The organism is Phycisphaerales bacterium AB-hyl4 (genome assembly GCA_041821185.1).
Taxonomy (GTDB): Bacteria; Planctomycetota; Phycisphaerae; order Phycisphaerales; family Phycisphaeraceae; genus Natronomicrosphaera; species Natronomicrosphaera hydrolytica.
The window spans coordinates 107,019-131,746 of the sequence record JBGUBD010000004.1; the positions used below are offsets into that span (position 1 = coordinate 107,019).

General features: G+C 60.4%; 21 protein-coding genes. 5 read left to right on the forward strand and 16 right to left on the reverse strand.

Features of this window, described 5'->3' with window-relative positions:
* Window positions 1–15: 15 nt before the first annotated feature.
* The 11 genes from ACERK3_07085 to ACERK3_07135 all read right to left on the reverse strand — a co-directional run bounded on the left by ACERK3_07085 (window position 16) and on the right by ACERK3_07135 (window position 14,176).
* Window positions 16–840, reverse strand: coding sequence for a DUF1559 domain-containing protein (locus tag ACERK3_07085; GenBank protein MFA9478059.1), 825 nt, complete (start codon window positions 838–840; stop codon window positions 16–18).
* Between the two features lie 36 nt (window positions 841–876).
* Window positions 877–1,542 (reverse strand): DNRLRE domain-containing protein, encoded by a 666-nt coding sequence (locus tag ACERK3_07090; GenBank protein ID MFA9478060.1) that lies wholly within the window; start codon window positions 1,540–1,542, stop codon window positions 877–879.
* Window positions 1,543–1,693: 151 nt separating this feature from the next.
* Window positions 1,694–2,800 (reverse strand): GntR family transcriptional regulator, encoded by a 1,107-nt coding sequence (locus ACERK3_07095; protein MFA9478061.1) that lies wholly within the window; start codon window positions 2,798–2,800, stop codon window positions 1,694–1,696.
* 6 nt (window positions 2,801–2,806) lie between these two features.
* Window positions 2,807–3,394, reverse strand: coding sequence for a hypothetical protein (locus ACERK3_07100; GenBank protein ID MFA9478062.1), 588 nt, complete (start codon window positions 3,392–3,394; stop codon window positions 2,807–2,809).
* An 18-nt stretch (window positions 3,395–3,412) separates the two neighbouring features.
* Window positions 3,413–3,718, reverse strand: a complete 306-nt coding sequence (locus ACERK3_07105; protein ID MFA9478063.1) for a hypothetical protein — start codon at window positions 3,716–3,718, stop codon at window positions 3,413–3,415.
* 75 nt (window positions 3,719–3,793) lie between these two features.
* Entirely contained in the window at window positions 3,794–4,444 is a 651-nt protein-coding gene (locus ACERK3_07110; GenBank protein MFA9478064.1) for a hypothetical protein, read from the reverse strand.
* Window positions 4,445–4,670: 226 nt separating this feature from the next.
* A complete protein-coding gene (locus ACERK3_07115) occupies window positions 4,671–5,441 on the reverse strand; it encodes a hypothetical protein (GenBank protein ID MFA9478065.1) in 771 nt (256 codons plus the stop codon).
* Window positions 5,442–6,374: 933 nt separating this feature from the next.
* Window positions 6,375–8,489: a hypothetical protein gene (locus ACERK3_07120; GenBank protein MFA9478066.1), complete on the reverse strand. Its 2,115-nt coding sequence runs from the start codon at window positions 8,487–8,489 to the stop codon at window positions 6,375–6,377.
* Between the two features lie 106 nt (window positions 8,490–8,595).
* Window positions 8,596–11,031, reverse strand: a complete 2,436-nt coding sequence (locus ACERK3_07125; GenBank protein MFA9478067.1) for a glycoside hydrolase domain-containing protein — start codon at window positions 11,029–11,031, stop codon at window positions 8,596–8,598.
* 251 nt (window positions 11,032–11,282) lie between these two features.
* Window positions 11,283–12,359, reverse strand: coding sequence for a LacI family DNA-binding transcriptional regulator (locus ACERK3_07130; protein MFA9478068.1), 1,077 nt, complete (start codon window positions 12,357–12,359; stop codon window positions 11,283–11,285).
* A gap of 131 nt (window positions 12,360–12,490) precedes the next feature.
* Window positions 12,491–14,176 (reverse strand): hypothetical protein, encoded by a 1,686-nt coding sequence (locus ACERK3_07135; protein MFA9478069.1) that lies wholly within the window; start codon window positions 14,174–14,176, stop codon window positions 12,491–12,493.
* Window positions 14,177–14,230: 54 nt separating this feature from the next.
* Here ACERK3_07135 and ACERK3_07140 point away from each other — a divergent pair, with 54 nt between their 5' ends.
* The 5 genes from ACERK3_07140 to ACERK3_07160 all read left to right on the forward strand — a co-directional run bounded on the left by ACERK3_07140 (window position 14,231) and on the right by ACERK3_07160 (window position 20,649).
* Window positions 14,231–14,545, forward strand: coding sequence for a hypothetical protein (locus ACERK3_07140; protein MFA9478070.1), 315 nt, complete (start codon window positions 14,231–14,233; stop codon window positions 14,543–14,545).
* A 144-nt stretch (window positions 14,546–14,689) separates the two neighbouring features.
* Complete coding sequence (locus ACERK3_07145; GenBank protein MFA9478071.1) at window positions 14,690–15,475, forward strand: PEP-CTERM sorting domain-containing protein; 786 nt, start codon at window positions 14,690–14,692, stop codon at window positions 15,473–15,475.
* Between the two features lie 293 nt (window positions 15,476–15,768).
* The gene (locus tag ACERK3_07150; GenBank protein MFA9478072.1) at window positions 15,769–16,557 is read left to right on the forward strand and encodes a type II secretion system protein; all 789 of its coding nucleotides are present in this window, start codon (window positions 15,769–15,771) and stop codon (window positions 16,555–16,557) included.
* A 146-nt stretch (window positions 16,558–16,703) separates the two neighbouring features.
* Window positions 16,704–18,767, forward strand: coding sequence for a DUF4838 domain-containing protein (locus ACERK3_07155; protein ID MFA9478073.1), 2,064 nt, complete (start codon window positions 16,704–16,706; stop codon window positions 18,765–18,767).
* Window positions 18,727–20,649, forward strand: coding sequence for a heparinase II/III family protein (locus ACERK3_07160; GenBank protein MFA9478074.1), 1,923 nt, complete (start codon window positions 18,727–18,729; stop codon window positions 20,647–20,649). Before ACERK3_07155 ends, ACERK3_07160 begins: the two co-directional genes overlap by 41 nt.
* A gap of 239 nt (window positions 20,650–20,888) precedes the next feature.
* Here ACERK3_07160 and ACERK3_07165 read toward each other — a convergent pair whose 3' ends face one another.
* From ACERK3_07165 to ACERK3_07185, 5 genes are all read right to left on the reverse strand, one after another.
* Window positions 20,889–22,226, reverse strand: a complete 1,338-nt coding sequence (locus tag ACERK3_07165; GenBank protein ID MFA9478075.1) for a hypothetical protein — start codon at window positions 22,224–22,226, stop codon at window positions 20,889–20,891.
* Window positions 22,227–22,600: 374 nt separating this feature from the next.
* Window positions 22,601–22,822, reverse strand: coding sequence for a hypothetical protein (locus ACERK3_07170; GenBank protein ID MFA9478076.1), 222 nt, complete (start codon window positions 22,820–22,822; stop codon window positions 22,601–22,603).
* Between the two features lie 2 nt (window positions 22,823–22,824).
* Window positions 22,825–23,184, reverse strand: a complete 360-nt coding sequence (locus ACERK3_07175) for a hypothetical protein (protein MFA9478077.1) — start codon at window positions 23,182–23,184, stop codon at window positions 22,825–22,827.
* Window positions 23,185–23,784: 600 nt separating this feature from the next.
* The gene (locus tag ACERK3_07180) at window positions 23,785–24,333 is read right to left on the reverse strand and encodes a sugar-binding protein (protein MFA9478078.1); all 549 of its coding nucleotides are present in this window, start codon (window positions 24,331–24,333) and stop codon (window positions 23,785–23,787) included.
* 117 nt (window positions 24,334–24,450) lie between these two features.
* Window positions 24,451–24,714, reverse strand: a complete 264-nt coding sequence (locus ACERK3_07185) for a hypothetical protein (GenBank protein ID MFA9478079.1) — start codon at window positions 24,712–24,714, stop codon at window positions 24,451–24,453.
* Window positions 24,715–24,728: the final 14 nt, after the last annotated feature.

Below are 24,728 nucleotides of genomic sequence, written 5' to 3' on the forward strand. Positions count from 1 at the left end.
CACGTTCAACGGCCGCTACCACCAGAGACTGTTCTCGCCAAACAGCCATATACGATTCTGCAGCAAATCGCCGTTGACCCACGACACATGCCCGTCTGCAAAGGCGGTGTTTGAACCATTTGCGTGATTGGCTTCAATCGGCCCCGGCGCTCCGTACCAGTGAGACCCATTGAGTTCGATATCATTGCCGGGGCTCCACAGGTCGCCGATCAGCGGCTGCGCCGACGCGCCCAGCACGATTTCCGTTGCACCGATCATGCTCAGACGGGGGAGCGGCGTGGCCTGGCTGAACTCATGTCGCCAGGTCTGCCAGGCCCAGCCGTACCAATTGCCCGATCCGTTCAACGGCTCCCGATCGCCATAGCCTGCGACAATGCGATAGGTAGTCGCCATGTTTTCACCATGGTTGTAGTTGACGTAGGCATCGCTTAGCCGGGTGTCACGATCCGGACAAAGCAGTATCGACAACGCGCCAATCTCCGGACTCGTGTCGGATACGGCTCGGCCGGGCGATCCGAGGTAGCTGCGAAGCGCCACCGAACCGTGCCCGCCTTGCCCTCGAAACTGATTGGCGTATGCCCAATGAATCCGGGGAAACCAGGATGAACTATCTTCCGCGTAGAGCATCAATGCCAGCGACATCTGGCGCATCTGCGAGGCACACTGCACGCGCCGGGCTTGCGCCCGAGCGGAAGATAAGGTCGGCAGGAGGATGGAAATCAATATTGCAATGATGCTTATGACAACAAGTAGCTCAATTAAGGTAAACGCGTGACAGGTGCGTTTGTACGTCATTCTGCTGCTTTCCAATGGAATTGGTTCTGGTTCGCCTCGAGTCATCCTGGATTACGCCATACCGCATGATTTGGTGCAACATCACTTCGAAACAAGCCTGCGGCGGCGGCCAAAGCAGGCAGCCAGAGCAAACGCGAAAATCGAACCCATGCCCGGCTCAGGCACCAGCACGCCATGAACGACCAAACGAGGCCCCGGTGCATCTGACAAATCATTGTTGAACAGCAAGGCGTCTTGCGGAATTGATTCGTCGTGCTGCTTCAAAAGCACGCCATAGTTTGGGCTTGTCCCGTCGCCCCACGCCTGCACCAGGCCCGTCACGTCGTAGACATGCGTGTAGACGGGACTGTCAAACCCCCCCCACCAGTCATTCTGGACCAGGTACGGGTCGGCTTCGTAGCTCGGCTGAGTGTTCCATGACGTGTTCGTGCCAGGGCTCCATGCCTCGGTGACCTGATGCACCGCGACGTCCATGTAGTCGCCGTTGTACGGCGCGAAGACGGTCAGCTCGATGGTCGCAGTTGTTATCGAGGCAAACATGTCCAGTCCGCCGAACTGCAACAGCGCGCGATAGGGAGACTCGCTGGCGTTGCCGTGCGCTCCGATCGCGAACGCCGAATCCCCCGGCGACATTGTGTTGCCGTGATAAGCAGGAACCCCGCCACGAAGCGTCGCCGCCTGACCATCGCTGGGAGCAAGGTAGAACGTCTCCGTCACAGACGCGTGCGCCTGGACGGCCATCGACATCAACGCCACCACAACGAACAGCTTCGCACCAACCCAACGAACCATGTGTACATCCATCATCATCGAGTCTCCTGAAGAGAAAGGAAGGGAACTTTAAAAACCGGCAATTGAACAGACAACCGTAAAGGCGTTTCCCCCGTTGTGACCATGCTCATGCGCCGGATGGAGGCACGATGTCCCTCGGCCCGACCAATTCGTGAATAGTTTCCCGCCCCTGCTCGTAAGCAGCCAGGAAATGTGTTATCGCCTCAATGATCATGAGATCCCCACGATGAGGCATCACGTGCGTGTACGCCCGCTCCACCGGCTCAAGCGCCGCTGGGTTGGCAAATGTGACGATGGGATACCGTTCCGTACTCAACTCACGCTGACGGTAGGCATTCACAACAGCACCAACCTCCGCTTCCGTTGTGATGAGCGAGAACGGCTGGCCCTGCATGTCCAACATGCGGTTGATGGCGGCTTCCGACGTAGCTTCCGTCGCCATCTGAAGAATCGCACCCTTCTGAGGCAGTTTCTGCACCGCCGCCATGTACGCCATGAGCAACTCTTGTGTGATTTGCAGGGTCGGCGAGGCCTTAAGCAGCATCGCAATCGGCTGCTTGGGGCACGTCGCAACCAAGTGGTCAATCATCGCGCCAACAATCGCTTTGATGTCCAGACGCACCTGCGGAACCCATGCGGAAACCGGATGATTGCCCACCACCAGATAAGGCAGCTTCAACTCCTCCATCACCGCACAATGAAGGTCCGTGACCCAGCCATCCAGCAGTAGCCCCTGACAGTGAGCCTGAGTCAATGCGGCGGGGCGACGCCCCCGGATCAGATCCCGCGTGATCAGATTCGCCGAAGTAATCGCAATACCGCGTTCAGACAACCATTGTTCCGCTGTCACCATTTCAGACAGGTAGTAGGCATTCTCTTGCAGAACCGAATCAACAACCATCATCACCAATGACGTCAACTCACGCCGGGGCTGGCCGTTTTCAGCCAAATCCGCCACGAACGTCCCAGCCCCCTGCCGGCGAACCAGGTAGTTTTCACTTTCCAGAAGCGAGATGGCCTGACGAACCGTATTGCGCGAAACCTTATACGTCGCCGACAGCTCCTGCTCAGTCGGGAGCCTGCCATTCGGGCCGTAAACACCGCCCTGAATCTGCGCTTTCAGGGCGTGGCTCAAGTTCAGGTACTTTGCGTAGCGGGTAAGGGAGGTCATGGGAAACCACTGCCCTGCTTTTTGCTTCAGATCGCCAACCAACTCCACTCAATATTCATGCCATACCAATATAACTAGTATGGAATGTTTGTCAATACGTTCAAGTGATTTTCCAGCCAATGCACCGGCGGCAGTAAGGAAGCCCCTTATCAACATCCAAAACGTTCCAGCGCACAGCCTGGCCTTCGCCCACGGCGCCTTCGTGCCCTCGATGATGATTTTGACGCCCTCGCCGCTGGGCGAGATCTCCGTGTACGAGTTGAACGTGTCGACGATCTGCTGCGCGCTGTCGACCAGCGTGCCGTCGTCGTTCAGGCAATCGTCCAGGTCGATCCCGCAGTACGGATCGTCCGGCGTGAACACGAAGCCGATGCCAGCAAAGGCCGAACCTCCGCCGAGGGCATGGACCACCTCGGCGAAGGTCGACCAGTTGGACGGATCCGTCGCGTCGATTTCCTGTCCGGATCGGAAGTCGGTCGGCAGCTTAGTGATCTCGCCCTTGCGAACACCATAGCGCCACACGATCCATTGCCGACGTTCCCGCAAGGGCGCGGGCACGCCGTCGGGGTTGCAGGTGATGGCCGGGCGCAAGGGCTCGGCCGTTGACGAAGTTCCATCGCGTGGTCCGCGGTCCATGCGCGATCACCTCCCGTGTTACGAGGCCTTCGCGATCGCCTGAGGGTTGGCATGCCCAGGCGGTCGCTGAATGACTAAGGCGTCGTCTCCGAACTCGCGGGCGACGAAGCCGCTGAAAATTGTGTTGAGCTGCCGACCCACTGCCAACGTCGCGTCGATCACCACGGCATGAGCGCGTTCATCACATTCGAAGGCGCATTCCAAACGCACCCGCGTTTCGCCGTGCATGCTCGTCACGGCCAGCAACGCCAGATGTAGCGTGTCGCACACTTCAGCAAAGCACACGCCGCGGTCGAAGATGTAGCGACATCCCGAGAGCGCCATGGCGGCACCTCCTTGGTCGGCAACAAAAACGCGGGGGCCTATCTGTCATATACGCAAACACCGCGCGCCCTCCGATTAACGCAGGTACAAATGAAGGTTGTGCTCAGTGAAGCAGTCCTTGATCGCGGCCAGTTCCTGTTCCAGTTCATCGAGCGTGGCGCCCACAGCTTTCGCCAGCCGGGCTTTCGCCATCCGCCGCGGAACCAACTTCAGGATTCGCTGCTGCCGAGGTGTAAGCATTGACGTGACCGCATCGAGGTCGTGTTGCAGGTCGTTGACATCTGGCGCAGGTACGTTGGGGTCGGCAATAGTCTGGCTGGCTTCGAACTGGCCATCCTCGCCATCACCGTTGCCGCTGGTGACCGTCTGGTTCAGCGACATCTCTTCCCGAGCACGGTTGCGCTTAGCAGCCGTGTCGTAACGCGCCATTGAAATGATCTCGTTATCGACGGCCATCTCGGCAAAGGTCGGGAAACTGGAACGCTCGGGATCGAACTGAGATTCACGTTTGGTCAGCAGCAACCACAAACTCTGCCGAGTGTCCTTCACCTCCACCCCGGCGTACCGCATGTTTCGAGCATACGTTGCCGACTTACCTCGGATGAGCGCCTCGATCTTCGGGTCGCGTAGGTGGGCCGGGGCCATGGTGCCATCAGCACGTCGCCAGAGAGCATCCTCATTGGCCTGTGATCGCTTCTGAACCTGTTTGGACTGGGGGTGTTGCATCGCTGCAATCTCCGCCTGGGGGTGTGAAACCCGGCACACGTCGCGCCGGACACCCCCCGCGGAAATTGCAGTTTGGGCGCAGCAGAAAACGCCGACCTGTTCATACAGGACAGTTATGACAGGGTTTACGATCCGGCAAAAGTCAGATTGCAGTTGCAGTTCTAAGGTGCAACTGCAATTTGGCAGGCTAAAAAGGCTGGAATGGCGTCATCGAGACCAGGTCGGTTCAGAACTTGTGGCGCATGATTTCCTGCAGGTCGTTCGCCGTCCTCCACAACAGACGAAGCACGCCACCGTCCTTGTGCCTCAGGCAGCGGGATACGGTAGAGGGGTGAACCTCGGCCAATTTCGCGAGTTGCTCTTGCGTGGGACGCGGAAGCAATTTTGCCTCGCCCCGGGCCCCGGTTTCATCCGCATGATCCTTTGCGGTCTTGATGTGAGCTTTCACGGCCGCCACGACTTTGGCCATGTTTGCAGCGGCTACCGGCCGAATCGGCGTCTCTGTTGCGTTCGGTGACTTGGCGCGGCGTCGTTTGCGACCAGGCGCACCATCATGCGTTGTGGTGGAACGTGCAGATGCAGATGCTGAAGCCAGTGCAGGAGCACGGTCACGTTCGTAGCTGACATTGCCCATGAACAGGATGCCGCCAAGCGAGTACGGTGGAATCGTACCTCGTCGAAGTTCAGGGGCGAGTTCGGCACTCATCCGGTCAAGCGCACAGTTGATTTGGGAAGCATGACGCTTGTAGAGTTTGAATATCCGTTCCGCCGCCTCGTCACATGGTTCGTTCAAATTGCGGTACGCGCGGGATGCTTCAGGAAATCGCACGGCGAAATCGGTGACGTTGTCGATCTTCTCCAACTCGGTGCAAAGGCGAATGTACGACTCTGCCAGCCTTCGGTCAGTTGCCGGATCCAGCGTGTGCCGCCAGATGTCGGTGCGATACGGCGCATCCGACCAATGAGTGGGGACGCAGCAGGCGCGGAACTTCGTCATGGAGGCGGAGGATCAGGGCTTCAAGATCGGGCACCTGATCCACGACTGCGACACGAAGTACACCGAGCGCGTTTCGTCTGTGGCTGTCCGTGGGGTATCGCCGGCAGTTGGCACAATTCGCGTCACAATTTCGCCGGCGTCGGCACTCTCCCTGTGCGCAACCCATCAAACGGGATTTCTCTCGAAAAGTTTGCGCATTCTTTTAACAGCAAAACACCCCTGATTTCGCGAGTTCGCGCGAGGCGTAAGTACAGATGATTTCAGCCTTTGCCCCTGTTAAACACTTTTTTGAGGCGGTCGTTGTCGCGCGTTAAAAGCGCGAACTGGTTCGAGCCCTATAGAGGGGTCGAGCGCAACGAAATGCGTGTCTCGCGTCGGTGGGTTGCGCTTAGCGGCCTGTGACGAACATGACGAACCAGAGAGTTTTTTGACCCCTCAAAGTCGCGAAGGGCTGGCTTTGGTCATGGTGCAGGCCGATGCCTCCCCTACCGCCGTGCCACCCGGTTCCGGCGGTGTTCACTTATGCGCGCCCCCGCCACAGAGACGCAAGAGAGGCGATTATACCCGATGCCGAAGCTGTTCCATCCGCTGTTGAAGGTGATCGCCCACGCCACCCATCGCGAGCTGGCGGCGCAGGTGCAGGGGGCACCTGCCAAGGGGGCCGCTTGGGCCGTGGAGTGGGCGTCCGGCGTCGCCGACTGCAGAGCGCCAAACGGGCGCATTTCCATGGCGAGGGCAACGTGGATCGGCGTCGCGTTCGCGGGTGTTGGGGCATGTACCATTTTACAGCCCCGGCATCTGAGATGACATCGTCCAGCCTGCAGATCCAATCTCCATCGCACGACCTCTGCCGGCGATCATGCACCTGTTAAACTCGCAAGACATGATACAGAAGCGGTTTAGGATGCCCGGCGGCTTGGCCATCGGGTCCGTTCAACCGTTCGGTTGCTCGACATCCACCACGCAGGTTAACGGCCGACCAAACGGCAAGGTCGTTTTGAGACAGACCGATGAACCGCCCGGAATGGTCGTCATCTGGACTGCGGCCCCCCCAAGTTCACCACCGCCACCCTGAAATGCCGAAACCGCCTGAACCTTGTCCGGCGCCACCGGCATGTTCCACGTGACGCTCGGCCAATCATCTCGACTCAAATTGAATAACGTCAGGATCCTTCGACCCCCGACGGCCGCCACCGACGCCAACGGATAGACGCCGCCACTGACCTCCCATGCCGGTCGTTCTCGGCCAAGCCATCGCAGGGTTGCCGCCAGTTGTACCTGCCGGTATGGATGAAGAAACGGCGTACCAAATGCGGTGGCCATTTCAAGAGGCAGGATGGCGATGCGCCCGCCCCACTTATTCTCGAACAACGTCAGCATCGGCGCAACGTGCTGGCGATTCTGATCGACGATTTCGCTGACCACGCGGGCCGAGTCGGCCGGCTCAAGATGAACGTAGCGTCCCTGCCCCAACAGGTCCGGCAACGTCAACGTCAGATAACGGTCAACGGCCCCGCCGAACGCAACATCCGTCATCGCTTCAGCCGCGGTAACATGCCCGACATTGAGCGTGCGGAACGGGCCCGGCTCAGCGCCAACCAGTTCGCCGAAACCGCGTCGATGCAGCACGGCAAGCGCAGCAGCATCAATGAACATGCCACCGCGCAACACCGCTTCAAGGCTCGCATCGTCAAATGCATCGAGCATCTGTCCATCAGTCGCCACGACCGACGCGCAGTCATACGTCGTCGGAAAGCCCAGCATGTTGAGCGATGCTTCAAATGCGCCATCCACCGGAATCAAGGCTTCATAACGCGCCCCCGACGATAGTCGACGAACATCACTGGCACGCTCGTGGTGCAGCACCTGCACACCCTGGAACGTGCCGTCGAACGCTTGGCTGCGGCCGTCGCCATGCATGACATGCCGCAGTCGCTCGAGCATCGGCCGAGCTTCGCGGAGCATTGTGGCCCACATCGGATCCACCGACAACGACGAACCAAGGTGATCGAAGAGGTTCAGCGTCGCCCCTGCACACCCGCGGGCCACGGACAGCGCAACCTGTGTCATCGTAAACGATCGGCTCTTGGCGTAGCCCGTGAACGGCACGTTCTCCACCTCGGTCTGCTCGATCGTGCCCTTCGGCAGGACATGTCGTGTCCGGTGAATCTGAGCCGCACTGTCATACAGCCCCACAGCCGAGCCTTCCGTGTAGTTTCCCAACGTCGGTCGGCTATGGATCACACCCGGGCCACCGCTCATCCGCTTGGCCAAGCCGCGCCAGTCCCGTCCATCCAGACAGTGATTGGCGGGACCGGATGACATCAGCCCGATGCGCGTAGCAGGCGAGATGCCATGTACGGCGTCGGCGAGCACGCCCCCGAGCTCGTGCATCGTATCTCGCTGAAAATCAAACCATGCTCGCCGCCAGGGGTGCGCCTCACCGGGAGCAAGCAATGCATCGACCAATTGCTCGCGCGTCAGCGTCGAGACACCGACACGCCGCGCGAATGCGCCGAGGTGAAGCGGACAAAAGCAGCCGAACGCGGCCGGCTGATGGTTGAACGTGCGGATGTCGTCTTCGATCCAGATGACCGCTGGCTCCAGTGTTGCATACAGCTTCCAAAGCTCGACCGCATGATGCTGAAACCGTTCGCATCGCGGGCACGCCTGGGCGCGGCATACCACACCGTCGTGGCCGACCATCCAATGAAAGTCGGGAAACCGGGCACGCAGGTCTCGGCCGCGGTCGATGTGGCCTTGTGTGACCCAGGGATTCAGCGAAAAAGTCACGCCGACTTTATGCAAGGCATCCCGTGCTTGCTTAAGTTTCGAAACGTACTCGCACACCCACGCCACCGTCGGCATGCCTTGGCTGAACTCTTCAGCGTCGACCTTGAGAATCACCTCATCAACACAGGCGTCACGGCAGAATGTCAACAATTCCTCAAGCCGCGATTCGAAACACCACGGCGGCAGGGTCCGCCGAATCGCGTACAGCGGCGCATTGACAGCGGAGCGCGGATGCGTAGCGTGAGAGTCGGTCAAGTCAGTGCTCCGCTTGTCTTATTTCGTGTGAAAATACATTGGATGAAACGGGCGTAAAGAAAGCCCACTTTGCAATGAAAGCGGGCTTTCGTGAACTCACCGTCATTCAGTCACGCAGCAGGCCTCGAACGCCCATGCCATCTTTCCACGGATCGGTGTCGTCGATCGGCGACGCTTCGATCAGCGTCGCGAGGCGCTGGCGATACGCATACACGGCCTGCGGGTCTTCCGTCCAGTCCACCCGGCTGCGGACATGCTGGTTGACTTCATCCAGTGCGGAGCGGGCTTCACTAAGCCAAGCCGAATCGACTTCGCTCTGCTGTTTGTCGTACTGCCGCACCTGGTGTTCAAGGATCATGTAATAAGCCAGATCCTCAAAGCCATCACGATAGTTCTCAATGCGGATCGTGGGGATGAGCGTACCATCCGCCCCGAGCACGAAGTAAGCGCCGTCGCCGTTGGTATTCATGTGGGCTTCGGGATTCCAGTTGGAGTAGGGGTATTCGTGCAGGCCTTTCTCATCGTGCCAAATGCTGGTGTGGTAGTACAGCCACCCGTCGGGCTGATACTTCATGTGCATCAGGCCCGTCATCACGCGGTTGTCGATCGCCGGGTAGTCCACGAAGATGTTGGGATACGGCCGAGGCGGCCAGATGCAGGTGTACCACCAGACCTGGCGGCCTTCCTCGCGAGCCTTGTCGGCCAGGTCGGGGTTGTAACGCGAAATGATCGGACACCATGCGCCGAGCGACTTGATCGGCGAGTTGAAGCCGTAGGAATGATCCTGCGACGTGACCATGGTCAACACCTCGGGGAACGCTTCGCTTAGCCGTTTCGAGGAATCTTCAATGCCCTGCCAGCTATAAGGCGGCGTTTCGTCCCAGCCGTAGATGTAGGCGTGTTCGAGCAGACCGCGGCGTTTGGCTTCTTCGTAGTACGGGCGGATGTTCTCAATGTCCTGGTCACTGGCGCCGTGATAGTGGGTGATGTTGAAGCTGACCAGCGTGCCCTTCTCGCGCTGGTACTCGATGATGTCCCAGTCGACGGCGTCAACGCGGTCGGGGTTGGCCCAGTTGTAGATGCTGTCCATGTTGATGTAGTAGTCGTTGAGCACATCGGTATGCTCGAACTTTATCTCTTCCCATTTCTCGCGTGAGCCGATGGCCGCGTGATTGACCACATCTCGGCTGATGTAAGTGATCGCCGTGGGAATCGGCGCATGCCGGGGCACGTTGAAGCCGTAGACCTGCGTGGCGAGGTCGAAGGTCAGGTCTTCCTGCCCGTCGGCGGCGAGGGTGATCGTGCCGGTGTACGTGCCAGCCGACTGATCGCGTGGGGCTCGGATGCGGACCCACCATGTCTGCACATCGCCGAGCGCGACGTCGATGGGCCTGTCGCTGGCGACCAGCGCCTCGGGCCACCAGCCAACGTAGTCCACGAAATCATCGGTCGGAAAGGTGGTCTTGGCGAAGGCCACGATGTCCGTATCGATCTGGTCCTTGCTGATAACCGCGCCGTCCGGGCCGGTGAGGTCGCTGACGCGAACGGTGACGTTCTTCGCATCCGCGCGGAACGGCGCCACGGCCACCTGGAACGCCTCATGCTCGCCGCCGGCGAGGCTGACCGCCACCCCTTCGTCTATCGCCAGCCCGCTGCGGTGATGCTTCGGCATGATCTTGCGCATCGAATCAGCGAACCCGACCACAAAACCCGCGGACGTATCCTTGGCATAAGCGTCCACGTATTCGCGAATCTCCACGAATCGGTCCAAGGTCATGCCCACGCGGTTGAGTTGCTCCACCACGTCAACCTGCTCGTCCACCGTGATGTCATCACGCTCGGCCTCGGCGAGCAAGGCGTTCACCTGGTCGCGCATCATCTGCTCGGCTTCGGGGAGGTCCAACTCGCGCACGGTGATCTGCTCTTGCAGCGACGCCGCCTTGTCCCGAGCCAACGCCCGACGCGCTTCGCGCAGTTCCTCGGCGACCGTCGCCGCGCCGCCCGCGGGAGCGTCGTCGCTGGCAGTCAACAGGCGCACGTCGTCGAGGTAGAAGTTGACGTCCACATTCGACTGCGGCCGAAAGATCAGGGCATGAATATTGTCATGACGGATGAACGAAGGCAGCTTGAACTCCTGCACCACCGTCGTGTGGCTCATCGGCGGCAGCTTGATCATGAAGTGATAGCCGTTCTGAAGTTCGCCGACGATGGAGGTTTCCAACCGGATTTCACGATCCGTCGGGTTGGTCAACTCCATCGCAATGCGGTTATACGGCGCCCAGTGGTTGTCCCACACGGGAAGCCGGAAATGCGGCGGTCGGTCGGACGCAGCCGCGCGAAAGCCGGCGCTGTACTGGCCCGAGGTCGCGAACCGCTCGGCCTGATACACCGATTGAACGGACGCATCCTGAACCTCCCAATCCTCGATCTGCCAGGCTGTTTCAAAATCGTAAAGCAGTGTCTGTCCGATCTCCGCCTGCAACGTCGCGACCGGAGCCAGCAGCGTCAGTCCCAGGCTTGCCAGCGTAAACTTGCTTCGCATCGACGATCGATCCTTTCTGAATGCGTGAGGAGACACGAGGTTTAAGAGCCAAAAGTGACGACGCCGTGAGAATCGCGCCACACCTGATGATGACGCGCGACATCTTAACAGCCTCCGCCATCCTCCGAAACACTTTTTCATCCATTTAGCAGAAATTCCGCGCCGCCGAACGCCTTGACGGAACATCAGGAACGCGTCGTTCGGGCCGCGCGAGACACCGGCTGTGACATGCGCCGAAAACGAATTGAGGATCAACCCGACTCCCGCACGATCAACTTCGGCTCGACCCACTGATGCCTTTGCGCCTTGGTCACCTTGCGTTGCTCGATCAACGCCAGCAAGGTGTCGAAGCCCTTGCGGGCCAACTCATAGTCGCACAGGTCAACGGTGGTGATCGACGGGATGGTCACGTTTGTCATCGCGAGGTTGTCGTAGCCCGCGACGGCCACATCGTCCGGAATGCGCTTGCCCAATTCACGCAACGACCGAACCAGGTGCATCGCCATCAGATCGTTGATCGCCAGCAATGCATCCACCGGGGTGCGGGCCAGCATGTCGCGCAGACACGCGGTCAGGCTTTCATGCATGGCCGGGTTCTCCCAGTCCCACACAACGTCTTCGCAGTCCAACAGCAGGTCGTCACTCGGCTCGATCCCGTGCGCCCGCAAACTTTCCTCATAGCTGGTTCGACGGATTCGGCTATCCTGGTAGATCTGGTCGGGCAGACACAGCGCAATGTGGCGGCGACCACGCTGGACAAAGTGATCCACGAGGCCACGCATCGCTCGCCGGTGATCCACCGCAACCCAATATGTGTCTTTCGAGTCGGCCAGCGGTTGACCGAGATAGACAACGTTGGGAATTTGTTTGAAGACTTCGACGATGCGCTCGCCGACATCCGGGTAATGATGGGAGATGCAGATGACCCCGTCGACGCGATTGGCGACGAAGTCGGCGGCATAGCTTTCGATCTTCTCGATTTCACCGTGCGATTGCCCGATCATCACGCGATAGCCGTGCTCGTCGGCGGCGCGTTCGACTTCAGACAGTTGCCTGAACCGCGGCATGGGGGCGTAGCTGTCGATCACGACGCCAATGATCTTTGTCTGCTTGCCTGCCAGACGCTGAGCCGCCGCGTTGGGGTAATAGCCCATCCGGCTCGCGACGGACTTGATGCGCTTGGCAGTCATCTCACCGACGCGGACGTTCTTGCCCGCACTGTTCAGCAGCACGTTGGCCACGGCACTACGCGAAACCCCTGCCTCCACCGCGATGTCCACAAGGCGGACAGGCTTGGAAACCGGCGATTTGATAAGTTTTTTCGTCATGTTCGCGTCATCACCTTTCGATGATCTCCGATTCGCCATATGGACAGGTATTCACCTGACGCGGCACGTCCCATGGCCATGCGGTTCGTTCAGGTCCGCTTCGTCGCCTCACTACTTTTATTAGCGTACGTTCAACGGGGGTTAACCTCCAACTTATCGATGTGGGGTCCGCCGTCTTCCGCGATCAGGATCACGGTGTTGTTCTTTCCCGCCCGAAGCGGCGCGGGAATGTCTCGCCGTTCCCAGGTGCCCCACCAGCCGGTGGGCGGAAAGGTCACGTCGGCCGTTCGGCCGTTGACGGTGATCCGCTGTGTCAGAGGACGGTCGCTGCCGTTGGCGTAGCGAACGGTCAACACCTGTCGGCCGCCCTTCTCGCCGCCATCGACATTGTTGAAAGTGAGCGTGCCGCCACCGCGAGCCTGCTGCACGAAGCCGCCCACACTGCCGGGATAGCCGCCGCCACGCCGGGTGTTGCCTGTCATTTCCGCCTCCTGCGCCTGGTAGACGGGCGGGATCGGTTCCAACGGCGAAAACTCGGGATTGAGCGCCCAAACCTGGTCGCGCCCGCCACGATCCACGCCGATCAGCACGCGCGTGCCGTCTTCGGAGCGCGGCATGCGGAGGAAGCGATTCGGCGCCGACACGGGACTGAGTTTGAAGCCGCGCGTGGCCGGCGTGAGTTTCCACTGCTGGCTCGGCCCGTTGTGCGTACGGCCGAGTCGGACAGGTGCGGTGTCACGACCGCCGGGGTCGCCGGCTTCCAACGAAAGGTCGCGTGTATAGGCTGGCTGAATGCGATAGAGGTTTTGATCGTCGTCCACGCTGGTCAGCCGCCACATCTGATGCACCGGCTGCTCGGGGTAGCGCGTGGTCCAGCCGATGACATGCGTGCCGGGGCTTTCACCGGCGTCCTCGGCTTCGAGCCGGAGCACGGAATCAGACTGCGGGGCGAGTGTGTAGATGCCGTCCGGCAGCCAGTCGTCGGGCCAGAGTTCGCCGCTTATTTCGTCCGCGATCTGGGCGATACGGCGAAACGCCTGTTCATCCTTCACCCCGGACTGAAAGAACGACACACCCGGCATCTGCGGGTATCGCCGCTTGATCTCCTCCATCCGCGACCGAAGCATCTGCTCGTCCCAGACCGTCCCGCCCTTCCAGTTCGGGTAGTCGGTGATGTGGCCGAGCACGAATACGGTCTTGTGCAGCAGGCCGCGTTCCTTGAACGGCTCAAGCCTGGCCATCGCGTCCGACCAGAACAAGCCATCGCCCTGGTGCCGCGTGATGGTGTAACCCTGCACGAGAAACAGGTCGACCGTGCCATCGCGCCCCATGTCGTAAAGCTGTTCGCGCACCGTGTTGGAAAGCCAGACAGCAATGAATGGATGAGGATTTTCGAGCCGACCCTGGCGGAGGCCTTCGGGAATCCAATCCCAGACGCCGGACTGGTGCGCGTTGGCCCACTCGTCCAGCGCAACGCCGGGCAGTTCGAAGGGGAAGTCGTAGTTCTCATTTGGACCGCGACGCATAGTGCTCGGCTTCAGGCGCTCGTGCCAGTAGCCGGGCCCATCGGCCCATGTCGGAATCTGGCTACCGTAGACCCAGTACAGGCTCGACTTGCCCGCCTTCTCGAGCAGGCGCGGGTCCAGCCGACCACCGCTGTCGATGGTCGCGTTGGGATAGAACTCGAAGTTCGATCCCAACTCGTTAATGCCGTACCACACCCGGTACGGGGCCGACGGCCGTTCCCCTCGCACAGCCTGCTCCGCAGCCGGCGCCGGTACAGGCTCGGCCAGCAAACTCGCCGCGAACACCAGCATGGCGCCCCTCCCGAACCTTCGCCCACCTGAACCGAATGCTTCCGAACGGGGAAGATGCTTGAAGGCAAGGCAGATAAGGCTCGACGCGATGCGCATGGACGGCTCCTTGAAGCAGGCGACGACTCAGATCGAACGCTCCGGAACGGCGGCAAGGGCAAAATCAGCAATACGCTCACATGGGCGAGGAAAGCCGCCATCGCGTTGCTTCTATCCTACAAATCGTTTGATGTCCCGCAACATCTACTCCCAATTTTCTTTTCCCGCCTCGCCGTAAAGCCGACTGAAGTGGCCGCTATGGCCGCGTGGGACGAAATCGACGACCGATTTCGCCGTTCGGAACGGGGGCAGAAAATCGCACTTTTCTCTTGACGGGCAGGGCAGGATGCCGTATTTTGATGTCGCGTGACATTATTCAATGTCTTGCGACACTTGGTGGGCGGACGGCATCCGCCCTACGGCAACACCTCGATCGTTTTTTTCGAAACCTTTTTCACCGCCTTTGGAGGAATTTGAATGCTGCACCCGACGAAACTGAGCACGCACCTGCCCCGTCACACGCTGCCCGTCGCGGCCGCCCTGCTCGCGGTCAGCTTCGCCGTACCGGCCGCCCATGCCGCCGCCTTCGACTCGTTCGAAGATTTCACCGGCGACTCGGGCGACACGATCAACGGCTTCGCCGGCGACAACAACAGCGGCGAATGGGCCGCGACGATCAATCCCAGCTATTCAACCGTCATCGTCGGTGACGGCACCGCCTACGACGGCGACAACTACTGGCGCATCGACGGCCCCGCCGCGGGCGGCCAGGTTCACACCACCAAGGCGCTGACCAATCCCGTTGATATCGCCGACGGCGGCTCGCTGTCCTACGTCGTCCGCCGAACCGACCTCCACCAGGCGCAAGACGACAACGCCGGCATCATTCTCGAACTTCACATGTCCGATGGCAGCACCAGTCAGTCGCTGAACAATTTGTTTAACGGCACGATCCTCGGACAGGCACTGGATGTGTGGTACACCCACGCCTTCACGTTCACGATCGATGACTCGACGCTGAACGTCAACTTCACGATCACCAACACGGAGGACGAAAACGACGTCCTGACCGACACCTCGTTCACCCGCGCTCTCAACAGTGACGAGCACACGCAGATCACGGGGTTCCGGTTCTATACGTGGACCACGAATCACTACGTACACGACATTGACGCCATCGCCGTGGTCCCCGAACCGGCTTCGCTGGCGCTGCTGAGCCTCGGCGGCCTCGCGATGCTCGGCCGACGTCGACGCCAGGCCTGATTCGCCGATCGCCGCATAACCTCGCTCACCAAAGCCGGCCCGCTGCAGGGCCGGCTTTACATGTCGGAACGGGCCAGTCCCCCTCGCCCCCGCCCGCCACCGGTCCCGGCCCCGGCCCCTGCGCAGATTTACGGTTCAGCGAAAAACAGGCATTGACAAAATCACCCCAACAAGTATGATGTCGCGTGGCATCGACCGTTCTGGACCGCCTCCTATCGACCTCGTTTTGGCCTGAAACATGATCTTCCTGCCGTGACAGCGATCGCCTCAGACGTCATAATAAGGAGTCTCACATGGATGTTTCCCGTCGACACACGCCCACAGCTGGCTTCACGCTCATTGAACTGCTCGTGGTGATTTCCATCATCGCCCTGCTGGTCGCCATCCTCTTGCCCGCCCTGCAAGGGGCACGCGAATCGGCCCGCGCCATCGCCTGCGCATCGAACCAACGTCAGCTTGCTATCGCCGCGAGCGTCTACGCGACGGACACCGGCTACTATCCGCAGCAACGATACGACGACACGCCGAATACCAAAATGCACTACGTGCCCGGGCAGCTGGCCCGCGCCGGCTATCTCACCAGCTACGATGTCTGGCTTTGCCCGTCCACCGAACGCGGGAGAGATTACGACCACTGGTACGCTGACAGCCCCCACCCCAGTTGGCCCGGCGGTATCCCCTGGCCGCCGGACTGGGCGCTGTTCAGCTACGGCTACAACCACGACTTCTTCGAACCCACTCGGCTGTGGGGCTTTTACCAAGGCAATTCGGCACAATACGCCGACCGGGCGCCTTACCCGGCCAGCACGCTCGATGCCGCGCCTAAGCAACTTTCGCAGATCGCCATGTTTGCCGACGCCGCCCGGACACGCCTCGACTCAGGCGAAGCCATGGAAGCCAGCTTCCTGGTCGATCCCATCCCCCAGTCGCAGTTGCGGTGGCGGCATCCCGGCCACGCCATGAACGTCGTCTTCGGCGACGGACACAGCAAACGGCTTAACCACAGTGACGTCTGGGCCCGAGGCCAGAACATACGAACCTACCGCCCCTACTTCTCCGCGTGGAACCCGATGACGCCGTGAGTTGCCCCACTGGCCATGGGTTGTCCCACCGCGGGACCGCCTCATAACGCGCCGTACACGGTCGGTCGAGCCACGCTTCACACGAAATCCCCACAGCCCCGGCCCATGCTCGCCATGGGTCGGCTGTCCAACCAGAACAACGCGATATGCACGAAAAAGGTTTTTCCATCATGAACATCAGGCGAGGAATGGGTTCGTTGGCATCTTTGGTCATCGCGTGGAGTACTGTCGCAATGGGAGCAACCGGCGTCTCGACCTCATTGGAAGGTAAGGCAGCGGAGTTTCTGGCCGATCGCATGGCGGAACCGCTTGAATGGCAAAATTCGCTCCATCCTGATGGGGAAGACCGGGTCGAATTCAGCCTTTTCAAAGAGGGACGCCCCGGGGTGGCGATTCTGCTCCCGGTGGACCCGACGCCGCTGGACAGGACGGCCGCCGAGAAATTGAGCCAGTGGCTTGAGGCGATGGGCGGCGAGGCGTTCCCCGTGGTGCAGGAAGGGGCAGTCTCCCTTGAGGCGTATCCGCACGTGATCAGCATCGGGGATACGGACCTGCTACGGAGTGTCGGCGTCATAGAACATTCGGTGCTCGGCCGAGCCGGACTGGGCATGGACGGGTACACCATCGCTTACCGCGACGGCGACCTGTTCCTGCTCGGTGGCGAACGCATCGGTCCTATTTATGCAGTTCTCGCGCTGTTGGAGGAGGACCTGGGGTTCCGGTGGTATTCACCGGTCGCCAACAGGGTGCCGGACATGCCGGAAAACGGCACCGTCACGGTCACCCCCCGATCCGGCACGCCGGCGTTCCAGTGGCGCGAACATACATACTGGCCTGCCTGGCGCACGACCGAGGGCAGCGAACTTTGGAATGTGCAGAATCGACTCAGCGGCATCAACCCGACGATCCGACCTGAATGGGGCGGCCACATGAAATGGGCGCGATGGTGGGTTCACAGCTTCCTGGGATATGTACGGCCGAATGATCATTTTGAAGAGCACCCCGAATGGTTCTCCTATCGGGACGGCGAACGCCAGGGGCAATGGAACAGAACCTCGTTGTGCCTGAGCAACGAAGAGATGCGCTACTATTTCGTGACGCGTGTGCGTGAGCAGTTGCAGGAAAATCCAGATGTGCGCTGGGTCGACCTGTCCCCGCCGGATCGCGATGACATGTGTCTTTGTGATGACTGCCGAATGCTTCGGCGACGCTGGGGCGGCAAGGGCGGAACGGTTCTCCACCTGGCCAACGAAGTGGCTGAAGCGTTGGAAGATGAATTCCCGAAGGTAACGTTCTCGCCGCTGGTTTACTGGACCACCAAAGGGGCCCCGCCCCGCTCCGTTGACATTCAGGCGCGCCCCAACGTGGTGGTGAAATACTGCAGCGACTGGACCGGCATCCGCCATCCCTATTATTCCATGCGCGATGTCGAAAGGGACCGCAGCAACTTCGAACGCTGGCGCGAAATCAGCAACGGTCGGCTCCTGTTGTGGCACTATACGACGTTCCACTACCGCAGGCCGGTGCTCGATCCACAGCCGACGATCGACGTCTTTGCCGACAATCTCCGATTCTGGAGCGAGAATGGCGTGGAAATGGTTTATGCAGAGTCGGCTCACAACGCGCCTCAGGATCGAGACATTGAACGAGCCTGGATCTTCAGCAAATTGATGTGGGATCCGAGCCTGGACGTCGATGCGCTATACGAGGATGTTACTCGCGGATACTACGGCAAAGCTGCTCCGGCACTGCTGGCGTACAAAGATCTGCTCGACCTCTATTTTGATACCTACGGCGATCGCGACATGAGAAGGTTCTGGCAGGTGACGGTCCCCGAAGAGGAGTTCCTGCAACACGGGTTTACGGAACAGGCGAACCAGATTTTCGAGAAGGCGGTGACCCTAGCCGATTCCGATGAGATCCTGCAACGGGTGAAAGTCGCCTGGCTACCGGTTGTGTTTGCGGAAATGCTGCTGTTGGAAGATCAGATGATCGAAGGTCAGCTACCTTCCGAGGAGGCGCTTGATTCGCTGATCCAACGATGGCAGGACCTGGCATCGGCGTGCGAGCCTCACAAGACGACAGGCGTTTTGGATGGGTTCAAATCGGATAAACTGGCCGACCGTCTGACGAATCAGTACGAAGCGGCAATGGAAGGGCAGGAAGTGGTTGACGAACGAGGTGAATCCCGAGAAGGCGAAGCGCACTGAAATCGTAGACAAACATTTACCTCCCTCCGTTCTGTTTACATGCTATTTACCAGACCAGCATTTGGAGCAAGCGTTGATTGCGATCTCCAAGCAGCGTCCCCGGCTGTTCCTCCCGCCGGAACGTGAAAGACGCGTGAAGCAACATATCCGCTCCGATGCCATGCTCGGCGCGTTCTTTGAAACAATGCGTGCCCAGGCTGACGCCATGCTTGACCTCGAGCCCGTCGAGCACCAGTTGGAGGGTCGGAGGCTGCTGGATGTGTCGAGGCAGTGTCTGAAGCGGGTGGTTTATCTTTCGTTGGCTCGTCGCATGACGGGCGAGCCGCAATATGGGGCGCGCGCGGAAGAAGAAATGGTCGCCGCTGCAGCATTCGAGGACTGGAACCCCAGCCACTTTCTCGACACCGCCGAGATGACGACCGCACTCGCCATCGGATATGACTGGCTGTACCACGATCTGGCGCAGGACGCGCGAGAGAAAATCCGAAATGCGATCATCGAAAAAGGCCTCCAAGCCTCCATCGGCGGCAATCCGCGTCACATGGAATGGATCAGCGGCGATTCCAACTGGACGCAGGTGTGCCATGCCAGCATGGTCATTGGCGCCTTGGCGGTGGGAGAGGACGTGCCGGAACTGGCCGCGCAGATCATCACGCGGGCGTTGGACAACATCGGACGACCAATGGCGGCGTACGATCCGCAGGGCGCTTACCCGGAAGGGCCGATCTACTGGGGGTACGGCACGAACTTCAACGTGCTCCTGCTCGACGCGCTTCAGTCCGCTCTTGGATCGCTCGATATGTATATCGACATCACTCAGCATGAAGGATTCATGCGGACTGGCGATTACATGCTGCACGTCACAGCTGCCACCGGGGACTACTTCAACTATTTCGACAACAGTCCGGACGCCGAACTTCAGTCGGCCCAGCATTGGTTCGCGTTGCGATTCAAGAACCCCGGCCTGCTCTGGCATGAAAAGCGACTCCTGGAGCGGTATGTGCACGCGGATCACGATGCGGCCGATCATCACAATCGCCTCGATCCGTTCGCACTTATCTGGGCGCAGCCGATCGACGATCTCGACCCGCCGAAGACGCTGCACTGGGACAGCGGAGGCGTGAACCCGATCGGGACTCACCGCAGTGCGTGGACTAGAGACGCGGTTTATCTCGGAATCAAGGGCGGCCGACCCAGAACGGCCCACGGACACATGGACATCGGCTCATTCGTCATGGAATCAGACGGCGTACGCTGGGCCGTCGATCTCGGCGCCCAACGCTACCACGCTCTTGAAGCGGCGGGTCTCAGCCTCTGGGACTTGAGTCAGGAAGGTGACCGATGGGAAATCTTTCGCCTGAACAATCGCAGCCATAATACGCTCGTGGTCAACGACGAACTGCAACGCGTCGAGGGCATGGCTCCGATCATCCATTCCTCGTCCAATGAGCAATGGGCCTACACCATCATAAACATGACCGAGGTGTATGAAGGTCAGTTGGTCAAAGCCCATCGTGGCGGGGCGATGCTCCACAATTACCAGATCGTCATTCAGGACGAACTCACCGCCACCGATGAAGCGGCACACGTGCGTTGGGGTATGGTGACCCAGGCGGATGTTGAAATCACGGACGCTCAGCACGCTATCCTGAAGCAGAACGGCCAAACGCTCGGCTTCGACGTGCTCAGACCGGCCGAGGCGGAAATCCAGATTTATTCGATGGAGCCGCCTGCGGCGTACGACGTATGCAACTCCGGAACGCGCATGATCGGATTCGAGGCCACACTGGCGCCAAATAGTGAGCAGCGTCTGGTGGTCTTATTGACGCCCGGCCAAACGACACCATCCAAGATTGCGATCAAGCCTTTGTCCAAGTGGTAAGGCTCGCGAACGGCATGAGGCCGGCGTCCACCTGAGGCAGCCGCGTACCCGCAGCCTCGGAGCCGATTCGTCCATGGCCGCCAGACTCCGAGACCGTGGCCCGCCGCCTGCCAGCTAAGGCTGAGGCCACGCAATCGCTGACATAGAAGGTGATATCCCATGGGGACGGGTCGCCGGTGACGTTCCCGCTCTGGTCGCCAGCGACGCGGGCGCCGGTCCGCATCGCCATACGAAGCGCCTCATCGCGGTTCGGATTCCGTCCGTCGGAGGTCGATGAGACGAACCGATCCTGGCGGCAGCGCGAACGATATGTGCGCGAAGTCATGTGTGAATACCGCCGACTCCGCCGGCTGGAGGTCGAGCGCATCATCGAGGAGCCGCTGACTCGCGTGCCAGGTTCCGCCCGGAAGATTTTTGAGCGTGAGGCGCACGCCGGAGACGGCGACATCGGCGAAGTTGCTTACAAGCACACGGGCGTGGCAGCCGGCATCGTCCGTACCGGCCAGCACGCTCAGGCCCGTGTCGAGCTTGTCCCCGTTGGTTGCCGCGCGCTGAGGTGTCTGGAGCATCTCGTTAAAGGCGACAAACGCGTAAAACGGCTTCTGCGGGCGAGCGTCGGTATCGAACATGCCCCACCGCCCGAGAAACGGCGCATACCAGTTGGTCATGGTCATCGGCTCGTCCTGCAGATAGCTGAGCGTGGCCACAATAAACGCCGCCGACTCGGCGCTGGCAAGCTGATCAAAAAAGCGTCGGCGTCGACTGGCGCTAGTCCGCCATGACCAATCCTCCTCCGGAAACCAGTTCCACTCGTTGAGATTCAGTTCGGCGTCGCCGAAGCCATAGTTTTCGAGCCGCTGCTTTGCTTCGCGCGTGCTTTCAACGACTTGCTTGGGAGTGCGGGCGTAGAGATGCCAACAGAAAAAGTCCATGGGGCATTCATGCTGTTGGCAGTACGCCAGGAAGCTTTCGGCGTATTCGCCGCTCGCATCGGCCCCGCCGAGTTTGAGGTGTGGAAAGCTCCGCTTGATGGCCTTGGACGCGGTCTCATAGAGCGCGAACCACTGTTCCTGCGTGCCGGTCCACATCGACGGGTGCCACGGCTCGTTCCAGATCTCCCAGTATGCGATGTCGTGGTGGAAGCCATCCGCCCACCCCTCGTTGTAGTGCCGAATGATCTGGCAGCAGATCCGGGCCCACTTGTCGTAGTCGCTCGGTGGGTGGACGAAGTATTTCGGATGCTGGTGTTCGATGCTCGGACCCAGGCGGTAGATCGCCTGGGTGTCCAAGGCCTTGGCCGTCTGGAGGTAGTCATCGGTCGGACCGAAGGTCCAGTTGGTCGGCTCGGACTCGTCAAGGTGAGCCAGCGGGAAAAGATCCTTGATGTCGACTGTATCTTTGCAGACCAGGGCGCAGTCGTGCAGTCGCAGGCTGGGGAACCCCGCGGCGCGGAAGTAGTCCGAAAGGTCGCGACCCTGGGTGTAGAGCGGTCCGAAATTGGTGCCATGCAGCGCGCGGATCGGCGGAAGCGGTCGGCCGAAATCGACGGCTATGGGTTTTACGTCGCGTGCAGGCATGGCGATTTGGAGTCTGGGCCGGATCCAAGCGACAAGGGCGAAGCCGACAAGCGAAGCTCCTCAAGGAACGACTGCCCGAGCCGGCCCTTCACGGCTGCGCTTTACACCCCTGAATGCCGGCTAAAGTGGCAGGGGTCATCCTATCGTAATTGCCGCGCCGTGCAATGAGCAATCGCCGATGAACCGACCATGTACAACCATGGTATCGAACGCAAGTGAACTCCCGAGCAAGCTGGTCCGGCTGGGTAAGTGTGCTCGTCAGCGGCTTGCTCGGGAAAACTTGATCCAGCCTCTCCCTGCTCATAATCCACCAAGCCGTTAATCCCGAACCGCCCACTTAACACCCTCACCACTTCCCCACCGGGCACCGCTCCTCAGCCAGCCGCGTCTTGTGCTTGAGCCAGCCAGCCGCAGCGATCGCATTTGCAGTAGCGTTTCGGGTTCGCATGGCACGGCACGGCATATTCACACGCTCGGCAGATCGCGCGGCGCTGCTCGATCGTCGCCTCATCGGCTAGACCCACACCAGCAGCGCTCTGCACGAGTTTCGCCGCGCCCTGCACCACGTGTTTCACGCTTTCGCAGCCGCAGCCCATGGTCAGATGCCCTCCTGCACATCGCAGTCGCTAGTGGTGATGCTCACCTGCAGCTTGCTGCGGTTCGTTTCCATCAGCCACCACTGGCCGTCCCAGTAGTCATAGGAATGCTGGCAGCAGTCGTAGTTGACATTTCCTGCCGTGCAACTGGCCGACTCCTCGTTCGTGTTCACGCCCACTTCCACCTTCCACCATTCGTCCTCGTAGCTGTCGCAACTGCGCGAAGGCTGCTCATGGATCTCGATCCAGGCAAACGCGCTGCTGCCCTGGCGGAACCGCCAGCCGTAGCTGGTCTTCTGGAGGGTGATGTTTCGCGACTCGGTCTGTTCATCGCCGTCCGGCCCTCCCTGTGCGCAACCCATCGAACGGGTTTTCTCTCGAAAAGTTCGCGCATTCTTTTTAACAGCAAAATGGACCTGAATTGGCGAGTTCGCGCGCAGCGTAAGTGCGGCTGTTTTCAGCCTTTGATGCTGTTAAACACTTTTTTGAGGCGGTCATTGTCGCGCGCAAAAAGCGCGAACTGGTTCGAGCCCCGCAGAGGGGTCGAGCGTTACGAAATGCATGTTCTGCGTCGGTGGGTTGCGCTTAGCGGCCTGTGACGAACGTGACGAACTGGAGAACTTTTTGGGCCGTTCAAAATCGCGGAGGGCAGACTTTGGCCATGGCGAAGACCGATGCCTCTCCTACCGCCGCCACGCTCGGCTCCGGCGGTGTGTAGACATCATATATAAACCTGGCGCTGCGCAATTCGCATGCGTTCGCCACGCTCGCCCTCACTCCGGCCCGGCCAACCTTCCATCCACCGGAGGCTGCCTGATCGAATGTGCGCAACTTGACGGACACTACCTCATCAGTCATGACATCGCGTTGCAGCGAATGGCTCCACATCTGGCTGCCAGCCCGCCACTCGCCTGTGTCAGAATTTGTGAACAGGGCGGACGACGACACTGCCACCTCACATCTCAGTCCGGCGTGGGGGGTTCTGGTCGGTTTCGGCGCGGGCCGTGCAGAGGCCAGTCGTAACATTCATCGGCCCGTTTCTGTTCACCGATACCGGGGCGTGCTTCGAGGTAGCCGAGTCGGCCGGCGCCGTCGTTGTCGTTGACGATGAAGTTCATGCGGATGGCCTGCCCCTGCTCCGGGCGCAGCGGTGCGAGGCGTGACCACGGGATCGCCGCTTCATAGAAACACGATTGCCCGATGCGTCGCGTGGCAAAGCGCACGTCGTCCCATAAACCGGTTTCGCCTTGCAGGGCACGGTGCGCGTAGACCTGGTCGCCGTCGGCCGTGCGCGCGAGTGTCAGTTCGTAGGCGAATCGGCCGTCCACCGCGAAAGCGATCTGAATGCTGTCGCCCAGCCAGGTGCTTCCGCCGACGGACGGCTGGAAGTGCACGTCATCGATCACCTGTGCCGCAAGGTAGAGGTAGTCGTCGTCCCACTGGAACCGCAGCAGTGCGGACAGATCGTCCGGGCCGGTCCACCACGACTGCAACGGCTTGACCTGATCCACTCGGCCGAGGAAGTAGGCGGGGATGTCGCGCCATTCGCGCAGGTTGCCGTCGATGGTCGGAGCCGAGCGTGCGCGATGAACGACGACGCTGTCGACGCGCTGCTCATGCGAGAACGGCTAATGATTGATACGGCCTTCAATGACGACGACCGGCTCGGTCTGGTCGTGCACCGGCATGGCCCATTCGATCACCTGCTGCCTGCGCGGCGGCAGCATGAACTGGCTGGTCTCGTCGGTGTCGGCGTCGTCCTTGAGGCCGATGGTGGCTTGAAGTCGAAGCGGAATGTCACTGCGATTGCGCAGCGTGATCGGCAACGTCACCGAATCGCCGGCCAGCGGCGTGTCCAGCGGCGGCAATTCGATAGCCAGGGGTGAAAGCACCCCCAGTTCAATTG